This window comes from Nonomuraea indica (genome assembly GCF_002850745.1).
Lineage (GTDB): Bacteria > Actinomycetota > Actinomycetes > Streptosporangiales > Streptosporangiaceae > Nonomuraea > Nonomuraea indica.
Window position 1 is genome coordinate 321,319 of record NZ_KZ559467.1, and the last position, 22,517, is coordinate 343,835.

19 protein-coding genes are annotated in these 22,517 nt (G+C 71.9%); 10 read left to right on the forward strand and 9 right to left on the reverse strand.

The genetic code is table 11. From position 1 onward, the window contains the following. The first annotated feature begins 270 nt into the window (after positions 1–270). Together CXR44_RS05620 and CXR44_RS05625 are read left to right on the forward strand one after the other, a co-directional pair. Positions 271–939, forward strand: coding sequence for a response regulator transcription factor (locus tag CXR44_RS05620; protein ID WP_043620820.1), 669 nt, complete (start codon positions 271–273; stop codon positions 937–939). A gap of 3 nt (positions 940–942) precedes the next feature. Then, complete coding sequence (locus CXR44_RS05625) at positions 943–2,220, forward strand: ATP-binding protein (protein WP_101783804.1); 1,278 nt, start codon at positions 943–945, stop codon at positions 2,218–2,220. Here the strand turns inward: CXR44_RS05625 and CXR44_RS05630 are convergent. After that, positions 2,204–2,683: a GtrA family protein gene (locus tag CXR44_RS05630; protein ID WP_101783805.1), complete on the reverse strand. Its 480-nt coding sequence runs from the start codon at positions 2,681–2,683 to the stop codon at positions 2,204–2,206. The genes CXR44_RS05625 and CXR44_RS05630 overlap by 17 nt on opposite strands. Positions 2,684–2,948: 265 nt before the next feature. Here CXR44_RS05630 and CXR44_RS05635 point away from each other — a divergent pair, with 265 nt between their 5' ends. Next, positions 2,949–4,097: a 5-(carboxyamino)imidazole ribonucleotide synthase gene (locus CXR44_RS05635; RefSeq protein ID WP_101783806.1), complete on the forward strand. Its 1,149-nt coding sequence runs from the start codon at positions 2,949–2,951 to the stop codon at positions 4,095–4,097. A gap of 52 nt (positions 4,098–4,149) precedes the next feature. Next, a complete protein-coding gene (gene purE / locus CXR44_RS05640) occupies positions 4,150–4,650 on the forward strand; it encodes a 5-(carboxyamino)imidazole ribonucleotide mutase (protein WP_101784194.1) in 501 nt (166 codons plus the stop codon). A gap of 152 nt (positions 4,651–4,802) precedes the next feature. On the opposite strand, the gene CXR44_RS05645 is transcribed toward purE, so the two are convergent. Then, on the reverse strand, positions 4,803–6,116 hold the full coding sequence (locus CXR44_RS05645) for a UDP-glucose dehydrogenase family protein (RefSeq protein WP_101783807.1): 1,314 nt from the start codon (positions 6,114–6,116) through the stop codon (positions 4,803–4,805). 125 nt (positions 6,117–6,241) lie between these two features. Between CXR44_RS05645 and CXR44_RS05650 the strand changes: the two genes are divergently transcribed. Next, positions 6,242–7,405, forward strand: coding sequence for an acyl-CoA dehydrogenase family protein (locus CXR44_RS05650; RefSeq protein ID WP_101783808.1), 1,164 nt, complete (start codon positions 6,242–6,244; stop codon positions 7,403–7,405). A 121-nt stretch (positions 7,406–7,526) separates the two neighbouring features. On the opposite strand, the gene CXR44_RS05655 is transcribed toward CXR44_RS05650, so the two are convergent. Continuing rightward, positions 7,527–9,695 carry an MMPL family transporter gene (locus CXR44_RS05655; RefSeq protein ID WP_101783809.1) on the reverse strand — a complete coding sequence of 723 codons (2,169 nt, stop codon included), beginning with the start codon at positions 9,693–9,695 and terminating at the stop codon, positions 7,527–7,529. A 112-nt stretch (positions 9,696–9,807) separates the two neighbouring features. On the opposite strand from CXR44_RS05655, the gene CXR44_RS05660 reads away from it, so the two are divergent. The 3 genes from CXR44_RS05660 (at position 9,808) to CXR44_RS05670 (ending at position 12,807) form a co-directional block, all read left to right on the forward strand. Next, positions 9,808–10,494 (forward strand): response regulator transcription factor, encoded by a 687-nt coding sequence (locus tag CXR44_RS05660; RefSeq protein WP_101783810.1) that lies wholly within the window; start codon positions 9,808–9,810, stop codon positions 10,492–10,494. After that, positions 10,494–11,606, forward strand: coding sequence for a sensor histidine kinase (locus tag CXR44_RS05665; RefSeq protein WP_101783811.1), 1,113 nt, complete (start codon positions 10,494–10,496; stop codon positions 11,604–11,606). Before CXR44_RS05660 ends, CXR44_RS05665 begins: the two co-directional genes overlap by 1 nt. 526 nt (positions 11,607–12,132) lie before the next feature. Beyond that, positions 12,133–12,807, forward strand: a complete 675-nt coding sequence (locus CXR44_RS05670; RefSeq protein WP_101783812.1) for a DUF4240 domain-containing protein — start codon at positions 12,133–12,135, stop codon at positions 12,805–12,807. A 188-nt stretch (positions 12,808–12,995) separates the two neighbouring features. On the opposite strand, the gene CXR44_RS05675 is transcribed toward CXR44_RS05670, so the two are convergent. Continuing rightward, the gene (locus tag CXR44_RS05675; RefSeq protein ID WP_101783813.1) at positions 12,996–14,552 is read right to left on the reverse strand and encodes an Ig-like domain-containing protein; all 1,557 of its coding nucleotides are present in this window, start codon (positions 14,550–14,552) and stop codon (positions 12,996–12,998) included. 326 nt (positions 14,553–14,878) lie between these two features. Here CXR44_RS05675 and CXR44_RS05680 point away from each other — a divergent pair, with 326 nt between their 5' ends. Further along, the gene (locus CXR44_RS05680; RefSeq protein ID WP_101784195.1) at positions 14,879–16,126 is read left to right on the forward strand and encodes a DUF1266 domain-containing protein; all 1,248 of its coding nucleotides are present in this window, start codon (positions 14,879–14,881) and stop codon (positions 16,124–16,126) included. Positions 16,127–16,159: 33 nt separating this feature from the next. On the opposite strand, the gene CXR44_RS05685 is transcribed toward CXR44_RS05680, so the two are convergent. From CXR44_RS05685 to CXR44_RS05700, 4 genes are all read right to left on the reverse strand, one after another. Next, complete coding sequence (locus CXR44_RS05685; protein WP_101783814.1) at positions 16,160–16,906, reverse strand: DUF4097 family beta strand repeat-containing protein; 747 nt, start codon at positions 16,904–16,906, stop codon at positions 16,160–16,162. A 113-nt stretch (positions 16,907–17,019) separates the two neighbouring features. After that, positions 17,020–17,844 carry an LLM class flavin-dependent oxidoreductase gene (locus tag CXR44_RS05690; RefSeq protein WP_101783815.1) on the reverse strand — a complete coding sequence of 275 codons (825 nt, stop codon included), beginning with the start codon at positions 17,842–17,844 and terminating at the stop codon, positions 17,020–17,022. A 141-nt stretch (positions 17,845–17,985) separates the two neighbouring features. Continuing rightward, on the reverse strand, positions 17,986–18,333 hold the full coding sequence (locus CXR44_RS05695) for an STAS domain-containing protein (protein ID WP_101783816.1): 348 nt from the start codon (positions 18,331–18,333) through the stop codon (positions 17,986–17,988). A 35-nt stretch (positions 18,334–18,368) separates the two neighbouring features. Next, positions 18,369–19,859 (reverse strand): LCP family protein, encoded by a 1,491-nt coding sequence (locus CXR44_RS05700; protein ID WP_101783817.1) that lies wholly within the window; start codon positions 19,857–19,859, stop codon positions 18,369–18,371. A gap of 81 nt (positions 19,860–19,940) precedes the next feature. Here CXR44_RS05700 and CXR44_RS05705 point away from each other — a divergent pair, with 81 nt between their 5' ends. Further along, a complete protein-coding gene (locus CXR44_RS05705; protein ID WP_101783818.1) occupies positions 19,941–20,960 on the forward strand; it encodes a glycosyltransferase family 2 protein in 1,020 nt (339 codons plus the stop codon). A gap of 246 nt (positions 20,961–21,206) precedes the next feature. Here the strand turns inward: CXR44_RS05705 and CXR44_RS05710 are convergent, their stop codons facing one another. Next, the gene (locus CXR44_RS05710; protein ID WP_245898859.1) at positions 21,207–22,475 is read right to left on the reverse strand and encodes a bifunctional cytidylyltransferase/SDR family oxidoreductase; all 1,269 of its coding nucleotides are present in this window, start codon (positions 22,473–22,475) and stop codon (positions 21,207–21,209) included. Positions 22,476–22,517: the final 42 nt, after the last annotated feature.

Sequence of the window (22,517 nt, forward strand, 5' to 3'; positions counted from 1 at the left end):
GCCACCGCCACCGCCCCTGCCACCGCCCCCGGCTCCGGCTCCGGCTCCGGCTCCGGCGACATGGTCCCGCCCGCGCGACACGCCGGGGCGGCGGAGCCTTTCCGGGCAATGGCAAGATCGAAATTGTGCATTCCACCCGACAATCGCGGTAATTTAAACATGACTAGCCGATATTTATCAGCGTTTGCCCAGGTCAATGGATAGGTCAACGACGAGTCAAACCGTGCGCTGTGACCGGGAAACGATCGCTTAAGGTCCTACGATCGCTTCATGACCTGCGTACTTCTCGCCGAGGATGACACCTCGATTTCCGAACCGCTCGCGCGCGCCCTGCGCCGTGAGGGATATCAGGTTGAGGTGAGCCCCGACGGCCCGCAGGCCCTGGAGAGGGCTCTGTCGGGGGGCATCGACCTGATCGTTCTCGACCTCGGCCTGCCAGAGATGGACGGGCTGGAGGTCGCTCGCCGGATCCGCGCCGAAGGGCACGGCACCCCGGTTCTCATACTCACCGCCCGCGTCGACGAGGTCGACACCGTCGTCGGCCTGGACGCCGGCGCCGACGACTACGTCACCAAGCCGTTCAGGCTGGCGGAGCTGCTCGCCCGGGTGCGCGCGCTGCTGCGCCGCGGCACGTCCGAGACTCCCGTGGTGCAGGGCGTGCGCATCGACGCCGACTCCCGCCGCGCCTGGATGGGGGAGAAGGAGCTGCATCTGACGACCAAGGAGTTCGACCTGCTGCGCGTGCTGGTCCGCGACGCCGGCAAGGTGGTCACCCGGGAGCAGATCATGCGGGAGGTGTGGGACACCAACTGGTGGGGCTCCACCAAGACGCTCGACATGCACATCTCGTGGCTACGCCGCAAGCTCGGTGACGACGCGGCCAAGCCCCGCTACATCACCACGGTCCGGGGAGTCGGCTTCCGCTTCGAACGCGAGTAGGGGATGCGCCGCCGTCTGCTCACCTCGACTCTGGTCGTCGCGGTCATCGCGGTCCTGTTGCTGGGGGTCCCGCTGGGCATCGTGGTCAGCCGCCTGATCGTCGACGAGGCGGCCCAGGAGCTCAGGGCGGAGGCGACCCGCCTCGTCGGTGAGGTGGAGTACGCCCGCATCCAGGAGACGCCGCTGGATCCCCAGCAGCTCGAGCAGAAGTATCCCGGCCGCCACATCCAGATCTACGAGCGCGCGAATCCACCCAAGGCGACCATCGTCGGCATGGCCCCGCCGACGGGCCAGCAGATGGCCGAGGACGCGCAGTCCGAGAACGGCATCTACGTCCGGGTGAGCCGCGACCGGGACCAGATCGAGCACGACGTACGCGCGCGGCTGCTGCTGATCGTGGCCCTGGCCGTCGCGGCTCTGGCCGTGGCGGTGGGGCTGGCCATCGTGCAGTCGCGCCGGTTGACGCTGCCGCTCCAGGATCTGGCCAAGATCGCCGAACGGCTGGGCTCCGGTGACGCCCGGCCGAGCCGGCACCGCTACGGCATACCGGAGCTGGACCAGGTGGCCGAGGTGCTCGACCGCAGCGCCACCCGCATCTCGGACCTGCTGACCCGCGAGCGCGAGTTCGCCACCGACGCCTCCCACCAGCTGCGCACCCCGCTGACGGGGCTGACCATGCGCCTGGAGGAGATCGTCGCCGCCTGCGACCATCCGGACACCGTCCGCGAGGAGGGTGAGGCGGCGATCGTACAGGCTGAGCGGCTCACCGCGGTGATCGACGAGCTGCTCGCCGCGGCGCGCCGGCAGCGCCACGCGCAGGCGGAGCCGGTGGCCATCGACGAGGTGCTCATCCAGCAGATCACCGAGTGGGAGCCGGTCTTCCGCGGCGGCGACCGCACGCTGCTGCTGGAAGGCTCCCGCGGCCTGAAGGCGCTGGCCACGACCGGCGGCTTCGGCCAGGTCATCGCCACGCTGCTGGAGAACTCCCTGCGCCACGGCGCCGGCACCGTCACGGTGACCACCACCCAGGGCGACACCTACATCGTGGTCGAGGTGACCGACGAGGGGCCCGGGATCGCCGACGACATCGCGCCCAAGGTCTTCGAACGCAACGTGAGCGGCGGGGGCGGCACCGGGCTGGGGCTGACGCTGGCCCGCGCCCTGGCCGCCGCCGACGGCGGCCGGCTGGAGCTGGTGCGGCGCCGCCCGGCGACGTTCGCGATCTTCCTGCGGCCGGCCGACGAGAACGGCCGGAACCGGGTCGTCACCGGTCCTGCCTGACCTCCGCGTCGGGCAGCTCGGTGGGGATGGGCTCGGTGGCCTCCAGGAACACCCACTTCTTGTACGACCAGAAGCGGAACAGGGTGCCGAGCCCGACGCCGATGATGTTGGCGATGTTCAGGCTCAGCAGGTCGGCGAGGCCGAGCGTGTAGCGGGTGAAGCCGATCACCAGCAGGCCGATCAGCAGGGCTATGCCGTTGAGCAGGAAGAACAGGAAGTACTCGCGGCCCAGGCCGCTCTGCTCGCGGTGCCGGAACGTCCAGAACCTGTTGCCGGCGTACGCGAAGGTCGTCGAGACGATCGCGGCGAACACCTTGGACGTCATCGGGCCCTGGTCCAGCATCAGGAACAGGTTGAGCATGCCGAGGTCGAGCAGGAAGGCGAGCGCCCCGACGATGCCGAACTTGGTCAGCTCGCGCAGCAGGGCCTCGAACCGCTGGTAGAGGGGCTTGATGAAGTCCACGTCTCCTGGTCGGTCCTTCCCTGTGCGCGGAGCCTGTCGGGCTTGGGGCCACCAGCCTACTGGTCGCGGGCCCCGGTCCGGGTCGGAGCGGGGAGCATCCCGGCTCATGGCAGTACGTCCCTCGTACCGACCTATGCCCGGACAAATGCGCATTATGGGCATCCTGCCGGCGGCGGCCGATCGCCCGGAACCGATGCGCCCGCGAGGCCGCTGAACTGGGACGCGGCTGCCAAGCAGCCGGTGCGTCCCGGTAAGCTCACCACACGTGAGTTCCTACAGCCCCATCGGCCCGGTCGTCGGCGTGGTCGGCGCGGGTCAGCTGGCCCGGATGACGCAGCAGCCCGCCATCGCGCTGGGCGTCGAGCTGCGGGTGCTGGCCAACGCCCCTGACGAGAGCGCCGCCCGGGTCATCGTCGACACCCGGATCGGCGACTACCGCGACCTCGGCGACCTGCGCGCGTTCGCCAAGGGCTGCGACGCGATCACGTTCGACCACGAGCACGTGCCCACCGAGCACATCAGCGCGCTGGCCGCCGACGGGTTCGCGGTGCACCCGGGCGCGGAGGCGCTGGTCCACGCCCAGGACAAGGCGGTCATGCGCGAGCGGCTCACCGCCCTCGGCGCGCCCTGCCCCGCCTGGGCCAGGGTGTCCGGCGTCGAGGACGTCACCGCCTTCGCCGCCGAGCACGGCTGGCCGGTGGTGCTCAAGGCCGTCAGGGGCGGCTACGACGGCCGCGGCGTGTGGGTGTGCCGCTCGGCCGCCGACGCCGAGGCCGCCCTCGCGGCCGGGGTGCCGCTGATGGCGGAGGCGTTCGTGCCGTTCGAGCGGGAGCTGGCCGTGCTGGTCGCCCGCTCGCCCCACGGGCAGGGCGTCAGCTACCCCGTCGTCGAGACCGTGCAGCAGGACGGCATCTGCGTGGAGGTCCTCGCGCCCGCCCCGGGGCTCGACCCGGAGGAGGCGGCGCAGGCCCAGCGCATCGCCCTGCAGATCGCCCACGAGCTCGGGGTCACCGGGCTGCTGGCGGTGGAGATGTTCGACACGGGCCACGGGCTCGTGGTCAACGAGCTGGCCATGCGCCCGCACAACAGCGGCCACTGGACGATCGAGGGCGCCCGCACGTCGCAGTTCGAGCAGCACCTGCGGGCCGTGCTCGACCTGCCGCTCGGCTCGCCCGCCATGACCGCGCCCGTCGTCGTCATGGCCAACCTGCTGGGCGGCGACGACCCCGACCTGTTCGAGCGCTACGAGCACGTGATGGCCCACGACCCCGGCATCAAGGTGCACTTCTACGGCAAGCAGGTGCGCCCCGGCCGGAAGATCGGCCATGTGACGGCCGTCGGCGACGACCTCGACACCGTCCGTGCCCGCGCCCGGCACGCCGCCGTCCACCTCACCACAGGGGAGTACACGTGACCGAGACGCCCCCGCGGCCCGCGAAGGAGACGGCGTGAGCATCGGCATCGTCATGGGAAGCGACTCCGACTGGCCGGTGATGAAGGCGGCGGCCGAGGCGGTGGCCGAGTTCGGCGTCCCGTTCGAGGCCGACGTGGTCTCCGCGCACCGGATGCCCGCCGAGATGATCGACTACGGCCGTCAGGCCGCCTCCCGGGGCCTGCGCGTCATCATCGCCGGGGCGGGCGGCGCCGCCCACCTGCCCGGCATGCTCGCCTCGGTGACCCCGCTGCCCGTCATCGGGGTGCCGGTGCCGCTGAAGTACCTCGACGGCATGGACTCCCTGCTGTCGATCGTGCAGATGCCCGCCGGGGTGCCCGTCGCCACCGTCGCGGTGGGCGGGGCGCGCAACGCGGGGCTGCTGGCCGTGCGCATCCTCGCCGCCGCCGACCCGGAGCTCCGGCGGCGCATGGAGGACTTCCAGGACCGGCTCAAGGAGCAGGCGTACGCCAAGGGAGAGCGCCTGCGCGCCGAGGCGGCCGCGCTGGGGACACGGCCCGCCGACACGCCGTGAGGCAGGCCGTGGCTGTCCCGCGTCCGGAAGCCACGGCCCGCGAGACGGCGTGACGGCGGCCCGCCGTCAGCCGGTCAGCGGGCGTCTTCCTAGAGGTCCGCAACTCCGTGCGGCGGGTGGCGGCCTGCTCGGCCGTGCCGTAACAGAAGGACCTACGGGCGGCCGAGGGCGCGGTAGTGCCAGCCGGCGGCGCGCCAGGTCTCGGCGTTGAGCGCGTTGCGCCCGTCGACGATGCGGCGGGTGGCGACGACCTCCCCCAGCGTCTCGGGGTCCAGCTCGACGAACTCCTGCCATTCGGTGAGCAGCAGCACCACGTGCGCCCCGCGGGCCGCCTCCAGCGCCGAGTCGCCGTACTTGAGCTCCGGGTGCGCCTTGCGGGCGTTGTCCAGCGCGATCGGGTCGTACACCGTCACCCGCCCGCCCTGGTGGCCGATCGTGACCGCCACGTCCAGCGCGGGCGAGTCGCGGATGTCGTCGGAGTTGGGCTTGAACGCGGCCCCCAGCACGCCGACCGTGCAACCGTGGAACGAGCCGCCGGCCAGCTCGCGCGCCAGGTCCACCATGCGGGCGCGGCGGCGCATGTTGATGGCGTCCACCTCGCGCAGGAACGTCAGCGCCTGGTCGGCGCCCAGCTCGCCCGCGCGGGCCATGAACGCGCGGATGTCCTTGGGCAGGCACCCGCCGCCGAAGCCGAGCCCGGCGTTCAGGAACCGGCCACCGATGCGGTCGTCGTAGGACAGCGCCTCCGACAGCTGCTTGACGTCGGCGTGCGCGGCCTCGCAGACCTCGGCCATGGCGTTGATGAAGGAGATCTTGGTGGCCAGGAAGGCGTTGGCCGCGGTCTTGACCAGCTCGGCGGTCGCGAAGTCGGTCACCACCATCGGCACCTCGCCCAGCGGCTGGTACACCTCACGCAGCACCTTCTCGGCCCGCTCGGACCGCACGCCGATCACGATGCGGTCGGGCGTGAGAGTGTCCTGCACGGCGAAGCCCTCGCGCAGGAACTCCGGGTTCCAGGCCAGCTCGGCCTCGATGCCGGCCGGGGCCAGCCGGGCGAGCTTGTCGGCGAGCCGGCTCGCCGTGCCGACGGGCACGGTGGACTTGCCCACCACCAGGCACGCGCGGTCGAGGTGCGGCGCCAGCGACTCGACGGCGGCGTCCATGTAGGAGACGTCGGCGGCGTACTCGCCGCGCTTCTGCGGCGTGCCCACGCAGATGAAGTGCACGTCGCCGAAGGCGGCCGCCTCCTCGTAGGAGGTGGTGAAGCGCAGCCGGCCGGATTGGAGGCCGCGGCGGAGCACGGGTTCGAGCCCGGGCTCGTGGATGGGGAGCTCACCCTGGTTGAGACAACGGACTTTGTCGGCGTCGATGTCGAGGCCCAGGACGTCGAATCCGAGATCCGCCATGCAGGCCGCATGCGTGATGCCCAGGTATCCGGTCCCGATCACCGTCAGGCGATATGGCACGTGTGAGCTCCTTTCGATCGCCCAGGCATGCTACCGGCCGTCGTTACCCCCTTCTGTGCCACCTGGGCCTTTTCACAAACTGTACCGACTGGTAACAAGATGCTCGGACGTCCTAGTATCTCGGTATGAGCTTTCCTCTGTACGCGCCCGCCGAAGAGCACGACATGCTCCGGGAGACGGTCCGCGCCCTCGCCGACGAGAAGATCGCCCCGCGCGCCGCGGAGGCCGACGAGACCGAAGAGTTCCCCTGGGACGTCTACAAGGCGCTCGTCGGGGCCGACCTGCACGCGGTGCACGTGCCGGAGGAGTACGGCGGTGCCGGGGCCGACGCGCTGGCCACGGTCATCGTGATCGAGGAGGTGGCGCGGGCCTGCGCCTCGTCGTCCCTCATCCCCGCCGTGAACAAGCTGGGCACCGTCCCGCTGCTGCTGTCGGCGTCGGAGGAGCTGAAGCAGCGCTACCTCGCGCCGGTGGCCCGCGGCGACGCCATGTTCTCGTACGCGCTGTCGGAGCCGGAGGCGGGCTCGGACGCCGCCGCGATGAAGACCCGCGCCGTCGCCGACGGCGACCACTACGTGCTCAACGGCACCAAGATGTGGATCACGAACGCGGGCGTGTCCGAGTACTACACGGTCATGGCCGTGACCGACCCGTCGGCCGGGGCCCGGGGCATCTCCGCGTTCGTCGTGGAGAAGGGCGACGAGGGCGTCTCGTTCGGGCCGAAGGAGAAGAAGCTCGGCATCAAGGCCTCCCCGACCCGCCAGGTCATCCTGGAGGACGTCCGCATCCCCGCCTCCCGCATGGTCGGCGAGCCCGGCACCGGCTTCAAGACCGCCCTGGCCACGCTCGACCACACCCGCATCACCATCGCCGCCCAGGCGCTCGGCATCGCCCAGGGCGCCCTCGACTTCGCCGTCGGCTACGTCAAGGAGCGCAAGCAGTTCGGCAAGGCCATCGCCGACTTCCAGGGCGTGCAGTTCATGCTGGCCGACATGGCCATGAAGCTCGAGGCGGCCCGGCAGCTCACCTACCACGCGGCGGCCAAGTCCGAGCTCGCCATGCATGGGCAGCCGCAGAAGGACCTGACGTTCCTGTCGAGCGCCGCCAAGTGCGCGGCCTCGGACGCCGCCATGGAGATCACCACGGACGCGGTCCAGCTCCTGGGCGGCTACGGCTACACCAAGGACTTCCCGGTGGAGCGCATGATGCGCGACGCCAAGATCACCCAGATCTACGAGGGCACCAACCAGATCCAGCGCATGGTGATGGCCCGGCAGCTCCTCAAGTAGGGCTGTGACCTCCATGAGCCCGGGGCCGAGCGCGTACGGCCCCGGGCTTTCGCGTGTCGGCCGGGCGGTTCGGACGGCCACTGTTCCGTGATCACTGGGCACGATGGCCGGATCGCTGTCGTCAGCCGACCGGCTGCGGGACCCGCTCGGGGGTCTCGTCACGAAGCGGCGAGGGGCTGACGCGCAGGAGGCGGGCCGCCCAGCCGGGCAGCCACCAGTTCCACCGGCCCATCATCGCCACGACGGCGGGGACCAGGATGCCGCGGATGAGGGTGGCGTCCAGCAGGATGCCGAGCGCCAGGCCGCTGGCGAAGACCTTGACGTCCAGTTCCGGGGTCATGGCCAGGGCGGCGAATGAGATGAACAGGATGAGTGCCGCCGAGGTCACCAGCCGCCCGGTACGGCCGACACCCTCCACGACCGCCTGGCGAGTGTCGCCGGTCCTGTCGTACTCCTCCCGCATGCGGGCCAGGATGAACACCTCGTAGTCCATGCTGAGCCCGTACAGGAAGGCGAAGATCGTAAGCGGGACGAACTCGCCGATCGAGCCCGTGGGCTGGATGCCGAGCAGCGCCGCGGTACCCCAGCCGAACTGCCAGAGCAGCACCATGGCGCCGATCACCGCGCCGAGCGAGAGCAGGTTGAGCACGATCGCCTTGAGCGGCAGGAGCAGGGACCGGAAGGCCCACGCCAGCATCACGAACGTCACCAGGCCGATCAGCGCCAGCATCCACGGGAACGCGCCGTAGGCGCGGGCCTGGAAGTCCATGCTCTGCGCCGCGTTGCCCCCGACCCGCACGCCTGCCGGCGCGCCGTCGCGGATCCTGGTGACGGTGGCCTCGCCGGCGGCGCTGCCGTTCTCGGCGACCGGCAGCACCGAGACCACCGCGGTGCCCTGCCGCCGCCAGGTGTCCGTCGTGGGCGCCAGCACGGCCGCCACGCCCTCCACCCGCCTGAGCCGATCGACGGCCGCGGCCGGGTCGCCGGTGACAAGGACGTCGATCGGCGTGATCACGCCGGCCGGGATGCCCGCGCCGGTGAGCGCGGCGATGCCGTCGCGGCCGGGGCCGGAGGTCTTGAGGTCGCGGCTCTCGGGCAGCCCGAGGTCGGCCCCGAGCGCGGTGAACGACAGCACGATCAGCAGGCCGCCGCAGGCCAGCGCGGCGGGCCGGCTCAGCCGTACGACGCCGCGGGCCCAGGCCGACCAGGCGCGGCCGGCGTCCGCCTCGCGCGCGAACCGCCTGCCCGTCGCGGCGCGGCGGTCGAGCCGCCGGCCGGCGAGCGCCAGCAGCACCGGCAGCACGGTCAGCGTCGCCGCCACGCTCATCGCGGCGATGATCACGCCGGCGATGCCGAGGCTGCGGAGGAACGGAACCGGCAGCACCACCATGGTCATCAGCCCGATGGCGACGGCGACGCCGCTGAACAGCACCGCGCGCCCCGCCCCCGCCATGGCCCGGTGCACCGCCTCGTCGCCGCGGAAGCCACCGGCCTGCTCCTCACGCCAGCGGGCGACCAGCAGCAGCGAGTAGTCCACGGCGATGCCCAGGCCGAGCAGCGGCATCGTGGTCAGCGCCACGTCGTGCACGGTCATGACCATCGTGAGCAGCAGGATCACGACGAACGAGGCGAAGATCGACAGGACGGAGATGAGGATCGGCACCAGCGCCAGCGCCGAGCGGAACACCAGCACCAGCACGACGACCGCGGCCAGCACACCGAAGCCGATCTTGGCAGGGACGTCCACACCGCCCGCGTCCACGCTGGGCGCGAGCGTGTCCAGGCCGGTCACGTGCACCTCGGTGCCCGGCGGCAGGTGCGGGGTCATCGCCTCGACGATGACCGGGCTCTCGTCGGGCGTCTCGCCGAGCCCGCCGCCGGGCGGACTGCCGTCGGAGTACGTCCCGGGAAACACCAGCCCGAACGTGGTACGCCCGTCGCTGCCGATCAGCCGGGGATCGGAGGTGTCCGCGTAGGACACGACACGGGCCTGGGGCAGCTTGGCGGCCACCGCGCCGAAGGCCCGGCCGATCGCCTCCTTGCTCGCGTCCGCGCGCTGCCCCTCGGGCAGCACCACGACGGGGACGAACGGCCGCTGGTAGCCGCCGTTGCCGTAAGTCTTGACGATTTCCTGGTTGGCGTCGAAGGCGGGCATGCCCGGGTGGGCGTATTCCTCGGACAGGCGTTGGATGGCGATGGGGGTGGCGCCCATGCCGACGAAGAACGCCAGCAGGGCCAGCAAGGCGACCAGTCCCTTGCGTCGCAGGACAAAGGCCGAGAGTTTCTCCATACCGCTCAGTGCAACAAAATGATCTTCAGGCGCTGTGCGGCCGTTCTTAGACGCTTCTGTGAATCGCCGCGCTGGGCGGGATCCTCTTCACAGGTCGGGCGAAACTGGACCTGTGAGCCGCATCCTCGTCGTGGACGATGAACCCTATCTCGCCGACCTTGTCGCGACCGCCCTGAGATACGAGGGATTCGAGACCGCTATCGCTCCCACCGGCGCGGCGGCAGTCGTCATGACCGCATCCTTCGGTCCGGACCTCATCGTGCTGGACGTGATGCTGCCGGACGTGCTCGGCACCGAGGTGTGCCGCAGGATCCGGGCGGCCGGGGCGGAGATCCCGGTGGTGTTCCTCACTGCGCGGGACGCGACCGAGGACAAGATCGGCGGGTTGACGGCGGGGGGCGACGACTACGTCACCAAGCCGTTCAGTCTGGAGGAGCTGATCGCCCGGATCCGGGCGGTGCTGCGCCGCACCAAGCGGGCCGAGCCGGACAGCGGACTGCTGAGCTTCCGGGACCTGGTGATCGACGAGGACGCCTACGAGGTGCGGCGGGACGGCGCCCTGCTCGACCTGACCCCCACCGAGTTCAAGCTGCTGCGCTTCCTGGTGGTCAACGCCGGCCGGGTGATGACCAAGCGGCAGATCCTGGACCACGTCTGGGAGTACGACTTCGGCGGCAACGACGGCGTGGTCCAGACCTACATCAGCTACCTGCGCCGCAAGGTGGACGCTGTGGACCCGCCCCTCATCCACACCGTGCCCCGCGTCGGGTACATCCTGCGCCTGCCCAGGGAGGCCTGATGTCACTGCGCGCCCACCTGGTCGCCACCGTGGTCGGCCTGCTCGCCCTGGCGCTGGGCCTGGCGGCCGGGGCCACGTTCGGCGCCATCCAGGACTGGCGCGGTCCCGGCAACGCGCGCCTGCTCGCCCTGAGCGGCCCGGAGCAGCTCGTGGCCGCCAGCGACGAGCTGTCCGAGCGGGTGGCGTACGTGCTGATCGGCACGTCCGGGTTTGGGCTGGCCTGCCTGACCCTGCTGGCCGCTCACCTGATCCGGCGCGGTCTGCGCCCGCTGGACCGCATCGTCGAGACCGCGACGGCGATCGGCGCCGGTGACTTCGGGCGGCGGATCGAGACGGCACCGCCCGGCACCGAGGTCGGGCGGCTCGGCGACGCGCTGAATGCGATGCTCGGCCAGATCGAAGACGCCTTCCGCGAGCGGCAGGCATCCGAGGAGCGGTTGCGCCGCTTCGTCGCCGACGCCTCGCACGAGCTGCGCACCCCCATCGCCACCATCCGCGGATACGCCGAGCTGTTCCGGCGCGGCGCGGCCGTACGCGAGGACGATTCGGCGAAGGCGATGGAAAGGATCGAGGCCGAGGCGACCAGGATGGGCTCACTAGTGGACGAGCTGCTCCTGCTGGCCCGCCTCGACCAGGGCCGCCCGCTGGACCGCGCGCCCGTCGAGCTGACCGAGCTGGCCGCTGACGCGGTAGCCGACACGCTGGCCGTCGATCCCGACCGGCCGCTGTCGCTGGATCACGACGGGCCGGCCTGGGTGACCGGCGACGCCGCCCGGCTCCGCCAGGTGATGGGCAACCTCCTGGCCAACGTGCTGCACCACACCCCCGCGGGCACCCCGGCGGCCGTACGCGTCGGCATGGCGGACGGCCATGCGCTGATCGAGGTCGCCGACCAAGGGCCGGGGCTGGACGAGGAGCAGGCCGCGCTGGTCTTCCAGCGCTTCTACCGGGCGGACCACCCGCACGGGGACGGCATCCGCCGCGGCGGCGCCGGTCTCGGCCTGTCCATCGTCCAGGCCGTGGTGACCGCGCACGGGGGCGAGGTCTCGTTCCACTCCCGTCCCGGCGCCGGCGCCACCTGCCGCGTACGCATCCCGCTCCGCGAGCTCTAGGCACGCCGGATGGGGCTCGGCGGTGGTCTTCGTCGGCCTGCTCACCAAGCTCACCGACTGGCTGCGTTCCCGCGGGTACGGCGGTGGGCACCGAGGCGAGCGGGGCGCCGATCTTGTGGGACGGCGAAAGGCGGCCGCGGGAGCGATCGCACCGTGCGCCCCGCTGGCGCTTCGGGAGTGCTGGGCCCTCACGAGACCTCGGGCTGGCCGTGGTCGGGGGCTCGGGTCAGCCAGGCTCGCGCGGCCGCCGTCCCGGTCGGGGCCGACCGTGGTACCGGGCACCTGGTCCAGGCGCTGGCGGGGCCCGCCGCCGGTGTCCCGGCGGCGCAGGCGCAGCGCCTGGATCAGCCAGGCCCGGTCCTCGGCGGCCTGCTGCGGCGTAAGGCTGGCGGCGTCGGCTTCAGCGCCGCGCCGGACCTCGCCGGGCAGCTGGTGGCGGTCGACGACGTCGCGGCGGAAGATCTCTTCGGGCTCCGTGAGGCCCTGTGCGGGCCCGTGCGGGTCGATCTGAGGCGCGTGAGGTGTCATGATCATAGCCGTGGACATCGACGGCTTCTGGGACCTGGTGGAGCGCTCGGCCCGCGAGACCGAGACCCGGCAAGCGCGGGTGGCATGGCTGGAGGCTCAGCTCTCCGGCCTCTCGGTCGAGGAGATCGTCGACTTCGAGGTCCTGTTCACGCTGTGCGCCAACCGGGCCTGCTCCTGGGACATGTACGCGGTGTTCTGGACCGTCACCGGATTCGGGTCGTCCGATGGTTTCGAGTACTTCGTGAACTGGCTGATCAGCCGTGGCCGTGACGCCTTCGAGAAGGTCGCCGACTGTCCTGACCGGATCCTCGAACTGCCGGAGGTACAGCGCCTCTTCGAGCTGTCGAAGAACTTCTCGCACGAGAGGACGACCTGGAGCCGCGACGGCGCGTTCCGGCTGAAGCGGGTCACCCATGTCCGGCGGCAGGTGTGGCCGGATGAGGACGACCCCGAGTTCGAGTCCTTCGCCTACGTCACCTTCGAGCCCTACAAGCGGGCGACCGGCCTCGAAACGGACAGCCTGGGCGAGGCCGTTGACGCACGAGGCGTCAGCAGCAAATTTCCCTTTCTGACCTACCACGCGGAGCCCGACGGCGACGCATGGGACTTCGGCGACGAGGCGGAGTTCATCCGTCGTCTTCCACGGCTCGCCCGGCACTACGGCCTCACCTGAGAAGCCCCGGCAGAACGAAGCGGACCACACCGTTGGCGTGGTCCGCTTGACAGGGGCATCCCGACCGACGCCGGGGCGTCGGTCACGCATGAGATCTCACGCGATCATCGGGACGGTACACCCCTTTCCGGCAGATGCACAGGTTGCGAGCATGCTGAACGGCATAGATGACTGATGGGCGGCACCCATCAGTTCACCATGAAGGCGTAGGTGCGTGCCGAGCTCAGGTAGCCGCGCGCATCGATGCTCCATACCGACAGCGTGTGAGGACCGGCGGTGTCGGGCGTGACCGTCACGGTGGGCGTGTCTGCGGGGATCCGGAGCGTCTCACCGGAGTCCAGGCTGTAGCCGTACGCGACGACATCCTGCGCGCCGTTGGGCGAGAAGGCGAACTCGCCGGGCATGCCCGCGCCGCCGCCGGCCGCGTTCTCCGGGTAGACGGTCGAGGCGACCAACGGCGCCGGGTTCCGTCTCGGTGTGAAGGGGTAGGCACGCTCCGGCCCGGCGTTTCCTGCCCGGTCGACCGCCCTGACATGCAGGGTGTTGCGGAAGGCGACCGTGGGGGTGAGTGTCACGCTGGCCCGTCCCCCGGCGTCGGCCGTCACCTGCCCGGACGAGGGGCCGCCCGACACGAGCCGGTACCTGTAGGACACGACGTCGGTGGACTCACCGGGGGAGAAGCTGAAAACGCCTGGCGTGCCGATCAGCCCGCCCGTCGCGTTCTCCGGATAGGTCTCGGAGGCGATCACCGGCAGCGTGGGCGGGGTCACGTCGACGGTGAACTCCTGCCAGGCCGTCCAGTCGCTGGAGTCGCTGAGCATCTCCAGAGTCTCCGGCTCCTGGTAGTGATCCTCGGCGCGCACTCGCCACCGGTAGGTCTGGCCATCGACGAGCAGCCCTTCGGGGATCTCGGTGCAGTGCCTGCCCTCCCAGCCGGGATAGGAGGTCGCCGAGCCCAGAACGGTGCCGGAGGAGTCCGCCCACTCGAAGCGCGCCGACATCCGATCGCCGTGCTTCTGGTCGGCGTTGGCGACCTCGGCGCCCAGGGTGGGTGTTGCGGTGGAGACGAACGTCGTCGTCGGCCGTGGTTCCGCCCCACAGGAGTCGTTGAGGTTGATGGCCGGATCGGTGGGCACCTCAGGCACGGTGTTGTACTGGAAGCGCAGTACCGGCGTTCTCAAGCGGCCCCAGTACGGGTGGTCGACCTGATCGGTCTCGAAGGTTCGCAGGTTGCGCGGCCCGACCTCGCTGGCCGCGCGCAGGCCGAAGGTCAGGTGCCGCTCGCCGGCCGCGACGGCTTGCCGCACGAGGTCACTGATCCGCCAGTTGAAGAAGCAGGAGTCGAAGCCGTCGGCGACCGTCCCGGTGCCGAGGTTCTGCTTCCAGGCAGGCTGGTTGAGCCAAGTGGTCTCCGGGCCGATCGGCCCGGTCAGCCAGAGCTCGATGGTGGGGTCACAGGCACCGCTGTTGAGCAACCCCTGGAAGGTGGCGTTGAACAACTTCTTGCCGTGCATCGGGCTGATGTCCATGCGGAAGAAGGAACGGAACACGCCGGGAGGTTCGACGCCTGTCCCCACGAGCGCGTCGTCCACGCTGTTCCAGTGGGAGGCCTTCGGGTCGGCCAGGGCGACGTAGGCCCAGGCGAGCTTGACGGTGCTGGTGGACGCCGACGCGTGTGCCTGCGTCGGCGGCATCACGACGAGCGTGACGATGAAGGCGCATAACAGCGCCAGGACACGTTTCACTGTGGTTCTCCCCGTTGACGATGCGGCCCCCTGGCGATCAGGGTCGCCGGGGGAGGCAACGCGGCGGAGCCGTTTCGGCGGCGAACACGTAACTTCGCCTCGGTGGTTTCTCAGTGGGCGGTTGACGTGAGGAGACCCGGCTCCGCCCGAGCAGCGGGCCGAGAGTCTGCCGAAACGCGGAAGGGCGAGGCCGGAAAAGGGCTGTACGCAGGTGAGATGCCTATCCAAAGGATGTTCCGGTCCGAACGCGGGCTCGCGGTCCTGTCCTTGCCCGCCGACGAGACCGTGGCCCGTGCCCAAGATCAAGTCGGGCTATAGTGCACCAGATGCACGCCGAGGACGAGATGCACGACGAGATCCTGCCCCTTCTGCCGGACCCCGACGACGGCGCCCCGTGGCAGGCGCCCGCCCTCCGCGAGCAGCGGCTGTACGAGTTGTGCCGGCGGGACGAGGCGGGCGAGGAGCGCGCCCACTACGAGTACCTGCGCGCCGTCGCCGTCGAAGGGCTCTACCGGCCGGTGACGCTGCCGGCCGCCGAGGGCAGCGAGGGCGCGGCGCCGCTCACGATCATGACGCTGGAGGACGGCCGCCGGGTCGTGCCCGCGTACACGGTGGGCGTGCTGCCCCGGCCGCACCCGGAGGTGGTGTACGAGTTCACCACGCTCGGCGGCCTGGACGCCCTCTGGCCCGACGACGTCGACATCCTGCTCGTCAACGGGGGGACGCCGTGCGCCAGGTGGTTCCTGGCCGACGGGGACGAGCGCGAGGTCTGGCGTGACCTGCACGCCGAGCTGTACGAGCCCGACGGCACCTGCGACCGGGTCGAGACGCGCTGGACGGGTGCGCCGGAGGACGAGGCGGTGCTGCGGGGCCTGGCCTGCGGCGCGCACCTCTGCTACGCCAACGGCGACGCCTGGAACACCCTGAACTGGCACGGCGCCGGCTACGCCAACGAGGCGGAGGGCCTCAGCGACGACTGGGGCGTCGAGGACCGCGACGACTGGCTGCGGACGCAGGAACGGCTGCTGCGCTGCGAGGTGAGCGCCTGGCAGTGGCACTTCGTCCTGGACGTGCGCAACCTGCTGGCCCGCGAGACGAGGAACGCCAGGATCGACCCTGTGGCGTGGCGTGACCACGTCGAGACGGCCTTCCGCGCGCAGGCGGGGGAGGCCGAGGCCGCCGACCTCGACGCGCACGTCTCGGTCCTGCGCGAGCTGGTGGGCGAGGTGATGCGGTACGAGGCGCGCTTCCGGGCCGACGCGCTGCTGCCGCCGGACGGCTACGTGCGCAGCGTCGCCGCCTGGGACCTGGGCCGGGCCTCGATGGTGGCGCGCCGGGGGCGGGGCGCCCGCTACGCGACGCAGGCGGAGCTGCGCGACGCCGTCGAACGGGCGGGTCACGGCGCGCGGGCCGCGTACGGCTCGTGGGCCGAGTTCTCGGCCGGCTACGTCCTGGGCCGCTGCCTCCATTTCGACGAGGAGACGTTCGGCGACTGGTACACGACGGTGCTGGAGGCCCACCGGGTGCTGATGACCCACCCCGAGAGCCCGTGGGCCACCATCCCCCTGCACTGATGCGCGCTCCCGGGGGCGCTCGCCGCCGGCCGGTCAGCCCTGTGCGGTGAGCAGCCGGATGTCGCCCGTGCCGGTCCTGGCGACGATGGTCCGGTCGCTCGCGGTGCTCCTGAGCTGCGACCGCTGCCTGCCGTTCCTGCTCTCGGCCGTGACCCGGTAGGGGCCGTCCGGGACCGTGGCGGTGACGCGGCCGTCGCCGGAGCGCATCTCCAGCCTGGTCGGCGGTGCGGCGAACGCCAGGTTGATGGTGCCGGTCGTGGTACGCGCCTCGACGTCGGCGGACCTGAGACGGTCGCCCGCGATCAGGCTGTCGGCGCCGGTCAGCCGCAGCCGTCCCGACGTGCCGTACACCCTGATGGGGCCGGGTGAGGTGACCTCCACGTCCTGCGCCAGGTCCCGGACGACGACGCCGTCCTCCGCGCTGCGTACCACCACGCGCACGCCCGGCGGCACCCGGACGTGGTAGCGGGCGCCGCAGTCGCCGAACACGATCGTGCAGTCGGCGCTCAGCCGCAGGGCGCCCCCGTCGAAGGACCAGGAGGCCCGGCCGTCGCCGGCCGCCTTGCCGCGCAGCCACCGGTCGACCCGCACCTCGCCGGCGACGCCCGGGACGACCCGCAGCCCGCCCACGGCGGAGGTGATCGTCACCTGCGTGCCCGGGTGGGGGAACGTGCGGGTGCTGTGCACCTCCTCGGCGTCCAGTTCCACGCCGCACGCGGAGGTGACCATGAGCAGCCCGGCCAGTGCCGCCGCCGTGGCGGCCGTCGTGATGCGTCTCATGTCGTGATCGTGGCGCGGCGCGGGCGGCCCGCCATCGGCCGTCCGGCCGAGTCGCCCTCCTCCGTTCGGCCGCCGTTCCCCGTTCCCCGTTGCCCGGGACGGCCGAAGGCGTGTCAGAGAGCCGACAGCAGCTTGTGCACGTGGGCGAGCGGGTCGGGCCCCATCGGGCGGGCGACCACCGTGGACACCCCTGCCTCCCACAACGCCCGCACCCGGGCCGCGGCCTGCTCCGGCGTGCCCGCGGCCATGTCCACTTCGTCCGGCGTCACCCCGAGGAACTCGGCCTGGCCCGTCGCCGTCGGCCGCATGACCTCGCGGGCGTCGTCGCCGACGTACAGGAACGTGAACGCCACCAGCTCGTGCTCGCCGCCTGCCGCGATCTGCTCGACGATCGGCGGGATGCGGTCCGGCGCCAGGCCCTCGGGGACGATCGTGCCCTGCGCGACCCGCCCCGACAGGGCCAGCGAACGCGGGCTCACCACGCCGGCCAGCACCGGCGGCGGCTCGGCCGGCGGGTGGACGAGGGAGACGCCGTCCAGCCGGACGGCCTTGCCGTGCAGGGTGACGGTCTCGCCGCGCAGCAGCGCCCGTACGGCCGTGATCGTCTCCTCCAGCAGGGCCAGCGGCGACGGGACGGCGGCGCCCACCTGCCGCATCCACGACTGGACGCCGTGACCGATCCCGGCGGCGAGCCGTCCGGGGTGCAGCCGCTCCAGGTTGGCCAGCTCCATGGCCAGCAGCATCGGGTTGCGCAGCGGCGCGGGGGTGATGCCGATGCCCACCCGCAGGCGGGAGGTCACGGCCAGGGCCGTCGCCGCCGAGGAGATCGCGCCCGTCCAGCCGAGGTCCTCCACCACCCACAGGTCGGAAACCGCCGTGCCGTCCAGCTCGCGCGCGAACGGCACCAGCGACTCCGGCGGCAGGTCGCGGTCGAACATGACTCCAAGCCTCACAAGGCCTCCCGTACTAGCGAAGCAGCCGTACGGCCCCGAGTATCCAGGATGCGGGCGCAAGGCCGGGTACGGGGGCGTGGAGAGGCGAAGGAGGCACGCGGAGTGGAGGCGGGGGCGGGGCGGCGCTCAGGCCGCCGCGCCCAGGGCCTCCCGGGCCTCGCCCATCGACCAGCGTGTCTCGAAGTGACGATCGAGGTTCGTGATCGTCAGCAGATGGCTGATCATGCCGTGGGCGAGCACGAGGATGAGCCGGCCACGCCGGTTCTGGACGTGGTTGAGCGCGGCCACCAGCACGCCGAGCCCCACCGAGTCGCAGAACGGCACCTCGGTCAGATCGATGACCACATTGACCGGATCGGCGGCGAGCAGGGCGTCGTCGAGCTCCGCCTTCACCCGCGGAGCCGCGGCCACGTCGAGATCACCGACGATGCGCACGATCGTGCAGGGTTCCTCCCGCCAGCACCTGACAACCATGGGAACGCTCTTGCCCGGAGTAGGAGGACTTATGCCTATTTCTTGCAGATGTTCTGAGTCGCTGTTTTGGTGGCCGGGGTAGCCCCGGTCGACGGCTTGGCGCCGGGGGTGGCCGTCGCCGTGGGCTTGGTGATCTTCGGTTGGTCGCTGCCGACGATGACCTCGATGCCCTCGATGTCGCCGGCCTCGCGCAGCTCCGCGCCCGGGATGGCCGAGGCGACCGTGTGGGCGGAGTCCTCGCGGCCCTTGGCGTAGCGGACCACGGTCGTCGTGTGGTCGCGCTTCGCCGTGTCACCGGGCTCACCCGGCACCTGGAACCCCGCCGCGATCAGCGCCTGCTTGGTGCGGGCGCCCAGGCCGGTGATGGTCGTGCCGTTCTTGACCTTGACCACGATCCGGCCGGGCGGGACGGGGGAGGCCGCGGGCTCGGGCGTGCCGGACGCCGACGGCTTGGCGGAGCCCGACGCCGACGGCTTCGCGGCCGAGGGGGACGGTGTGGGGGCGAGGTCCTCGTCGGCGGCGATCCGCCGGAACAGCTCGCGGGCCCGTGTCCTGTCCCACAGCACCGCCGACTCGCCGGTCGGCGTCTTGAAGTCGACGTCGGACAGCGGCACGTCCGCGAACCGCACGTCGTCCAGCGAGACATCCCTGAGCTGGGTCGCGAGGCCGAGCAGCCCGTCATCGGGATCGACCTTGACCGTGCGCAGCGTGGAGTTGACGAACGCGGCCAGCCGCGCCGGGTTGGCCAGCGTGTCGGCGCTCAGCGCCTGGTCGAGCAGGGCGGAGACCACCTGCTGCTGGCGGTCGATGCGGTCGAGGTCGGAACGGGCGGTCGCCCGGGTGCGGGCGTAGCCGAGGGCCTGGGGGCCCTTCAGCTGGTGGGTGCCCGCCGCCAGGTTGAGCCCCGTCTTGGGGTCGTTGATCGGCACCGGAGTGCACACCGTGACGCCGCCGAGGGCGTCGACGACGTCGATGAAGCCGAGGACGTTCACCTCGATGTAGCGGTTGATCTGCAGGCCGGTCGCCTGCTCGACCGTCTGCTTGGCCAGCTTGGGGCCGCCGAACTGGTAGGCAGAGTTGATCTTGTGCTGGCCCTTGCCGGGGACGGTCGTCCAGGTGTCGCGGGGGAGGCTCACCACGGTGACCTTGGTGTGGTCCTCGGACAGGTGGATGACCATCATCGTGTCGGTGCGCCGGCCGGCCTCGCGGCCGAGCTTGAGCTCGTTCTGCTGCTTGCGGGTCAGGTCGTCGCGCCTGTCCACGCCGACCAGGAGGATGTTCATCGCGCCGCGCGACCCCGTCTCGGTCACGCCCGCGTCGACCGAGCCGATCTGGCGGGGCGTCGCCCACACCACCCCGGTGCCGACCAGCACGCCGAGGGAGAGCAGACCGGAGATCAACAGGTTTCGGCGCCTGGCCTTCGGGCTCCTGCCCGGCCTGCGCGGGCGACCGCTCGCGAGCCTGACGCCACCGTAGGCGTCGCCGCCCACATGTACCCCGGCGTCCTCCTCACCCGGGTCGCGCATTCCGTCCCCCTTTTGTGCGGTCGGAGGATCCGGCGTTGGATTGCCTTCCTCCCCTGCCCGTACAGTAGCGTGAGCCCCGCCATGAAGCAGTTCCCCGACTCGCCGCACGCGCCAGCGGAGACGCGTAGCTGGCCGCCCATCTCCGTCATCATGCCGGTCCTCAACGAGGAGCGGCACCTTCGCGAGGCCGTCGACCAGGTCCTCGCCCAGAGCTACCCCGGCGAGATCGAGGTCGTCCTCGCCGTGGGCCCCTCGCACGACCGCACCCAGGAGGTCGCCGACGCCATCGCCGCGGCCGACCCCCGCGTCGTCGTGGTGCCCAACCCCACCGGCCGCACCCCCAACGCGCTCAACGCCGCGATCGCCGCCTCCCGCAACGGCATCGTCGCCCGGGTAGACGGGCACGCCATGCTGCCGCCCGACTACCTGCGCGTCGCGGTGGAGACCCTGGAGGAGACCGGAGCCGACAACGTGGGCGGCGTGATGGCCGCCGAGGGCGTCTCGCCGTTCGAGCGGGCCGTCGCCTGCGCGATGACGTCCAAGATCGGCGTCGGCGCCGCCGCCTTCCACGTCGGGGGCACGGCGGGCCCGGCCGACACCGTCTACCTGGGCGTGTTCCGGCGCTCGGCCCTCGACCGCGTCGGCGGTTACGACGAGCACTTCCAGCGTGCCCAGGACTGGGAGATGAACCACCGCATCCGCCGGACCGGCGGCCTGGTGTGGTTCCAGCCGCGGATGCGGGTCTCCTACCGGCCGCGCCCCAACGTCAAGGCGCTCGCCAAGCAGTACTTCCACTACGGCCGCTGGCGGCACGTCGTCTCGCGCACCCACGAGGGCACGATCAACCTGCGCTACCTCGCGCCGCCGGCCGCCGTGCTGGCCATGGCGCTGGGCCTGCTGGTCTCGCCGTTCTTCCCGCTGGGGCTGGTCATCCCCGGCGGCTACGTGCTGGCCATCGTGGCGGGCTCGGTGCTGACCGGCAGCGGCGAGCCGGCCGCGGTCAAGATCAGGCTGCCGCTGGTGTACGCCACCATGCACGTGTCGTGGGGGTGGGGCTTCCTCACCAGCCCGCCCAGCCTCGCCCGCCCGCCCCGTCCGTAGCCCGCGCCGCCCGCCCACCCATCCGCTCGCACGGCCGCCCACTCGCAGGAGGGGGCGGCCGTCTCCACTCCGGGCCGCCTCCACTCCGGGCCGTTCGGCTTGCGCCCGTTTCCGCGCCCGGCTCGCCGCGGTCTCTGCACCCGGCCGTCTCGGCTCGCGGCCGTTTCCGCTTCCGGCTGTTTCCGCTCTCGCCCCGTACGGCCAGGCCGGCGGGCCCGGGCGGTGGGACCACGCGGCGAGCCGGGGTCAGCGCGCGGCGAGCCCCGCGTCCACCACCTGGCCCGTACGGTCCGAGGCCAGCACGCCGAGCGCCGCCCGCGCGACCTGCCCGGCGTCCACCTGCCCGGCGTCCACCTGCCCGGCGTCCACCGGACCGGTGCCCGCCGTGACGCAGTTGACCCGGATGCCGTCATCGGCCCACTCGGCCGCCAGCGCCCGGGCGAGCGCCGTCACCACGGCCGCCACCGGCTCGGCCGGGCCGGGCCCGAGCAGCAGCAGCCCGCCGCCGCTCCGGCGCAGGTGCGGACGGGCGGCCCTGGCCACGGCCGCCGCCCCGAGGCACGCCGCCCCCCGGCCAGGATCCAGGCCCGTGGCGTCGACCACGTGGTCGATCCGGCCCGCCCGCGCCAGCGCCCCGGCCACCGCCTCCGGGTCGTCCACCCGCACCTCGTCGCCGGCGAACACCCGCACCCGCGCCCCGTGCCCCGCGGCCGCCTCCGCCACGTCGCCGCCGGCGGGACCGGAACCGGTGAACACCGCCACGGTCCGCCCCTCCAGCGACCCCGGCGCGGCGGCCACGGGCGCGGCGGGGAGTTGGAACAGCCGCTCGGCGATCTCCAGATCCACCGGGTGGGTGACCTTCATGTTCCGTTCGCTGCCCGCCACCAGGTGGATCGGCACGTCCGGCAGGTAGCGCAGCACCACCCCGCAGTCGTCGGTGGCGGGCAGCCGGGAGAAGCCGGGGTCGGCCATGGCCCGCTCGTACGCCTCGCGGATGACCGACAGCCGGAAGCACTGCGGGGTCTGCGCCCGCCGCAGCCGTGACCGGTCGAGCACCTCACCGATGACCTCGCCCCCGGCGCCGGGGGCCGCCACGAGCACCGTGTCGGAGCTCGGGATGGCCACCTCCACGGCCCGGTGCGTCCGCAGGGCGCGAACACATTCCGTGATGATCCGGGGCTCCAGGAGCGGGCGGACCGCGTCGTGCAGGAGCACGTCGCACTCCTCGTCGCCGAGCGCCCGCAGCGCTCGCCAGGTGCTCTCGGTACGGCTGGCGCCGCCCTCCACCACCCGGGTCACCTTGTGGAAGCCGGCCCGTTCGACCAGCTCCCCGACCCGGCCGGTGAAGCCGGGGGTCATGAGCACCACGATCTCGTCGATCTCCGGCGCCGCCTCGAACACCGCGATCGTGTGCTCCAGGATCGTCCGGCCGGCGACCGTGACGAGCTGCTTCGGAACGCCCAGTCCGACGCGGCTGCCCACGCCGCCCGCCAAGACCACCCCAACAGAACGCAACCGGGAATCCATACCCGGAGCGTAACGGTCTCATCGTCCGTG

Coding starts and splice junctions, on each gene's coding strand:
- CXR44_RS05705 (WP_101783818.1), top strand. CDS start 19,941: ATGAAGCAGTTCCCCGACTCGCCGCACGCGCCAGCGGAGACGCGTAGC.
- CXR44_RS05655 (WP_101783809.1), bottom strand. CDS start 9,695: ATGGAGAAACTCTCGGCCTTTGTCCTGCGACGCAAGGGACTGGTCGCC.
- purE (WP_101784194.1), top strand. CDS start 4,150: ATGGGAAGCGACTCCGACTGGCCGGTGATGAAGGCGGCGGCCGAGGCG.
- CXR44_RS05680 (WP_101784195.1), top strand. CDS start 14,879: ATGCACGCCGAGGACGAGATGCACGACGAGATCCTGCCCCTTCTGCCG.
- CXR44_RS05690 (WP_101783815.1), bottom strand. CDS start 17,844: ATGTTCGACCGCGACCTGCCGCCGGAGTCGCTGGTGCCGTTCGCGCGC.
- CXR44_RS05700 (WP_101783817.1), bottom strand. CDS start 19,859: ATGCGCGACCCGGGTGAGGAGGACGCCGGGGTACATGTGGGCGGCGAC.
- CXR44_RS05685 (WP_101783814.1), bottom strand. CDS start 16,906: ATGAGACGCATCACGACGGCCGCCACGGCGGCGGCACTGGCCGGGCTG.
- CXR44_RS05670 (WP_101783812.1), top strand. CDS start 12,133: ATGATCATAGCCGTGGACATCGACGGCTTCTGGGACCTGGTGGAGCGC.
- CXR44_RS05625 (WP_101783804.1), top strand. CDS start 943: ATGCGCCGCCGTCTGCTCACCTCGACTCTGGTCGTCGCGGTCATCGCG.
- CXR44_RS05695 (WP_101783816.1), bottom strand. CDS start 18,333: ATGGTTGTCAGGTGCTGGCGGGAGGAACCCTGCACGATCGTGCGCATC.
- CXR44_RS05650 (WP_101783808.1), top strand. CDS start 6,242: ATGAGCTTTCCTCTGTACGCGCCCGCCGAAGAGCACGACATGCTCCGG.
- CXR44_RS05665 (WP_101783811.1), top strand. CDS start 10,494: ATGTCACTGCGCGCCCACCTGGTCGCCACCGTGGTCGGCCTGCTCGCC.
- CXR44_RS05620 (WP_043620820.1), top strand. CDS start 271: ATGACCTGCGTACTTCTCGCCGAGGATGACACCTCGATTTCCGAACCG.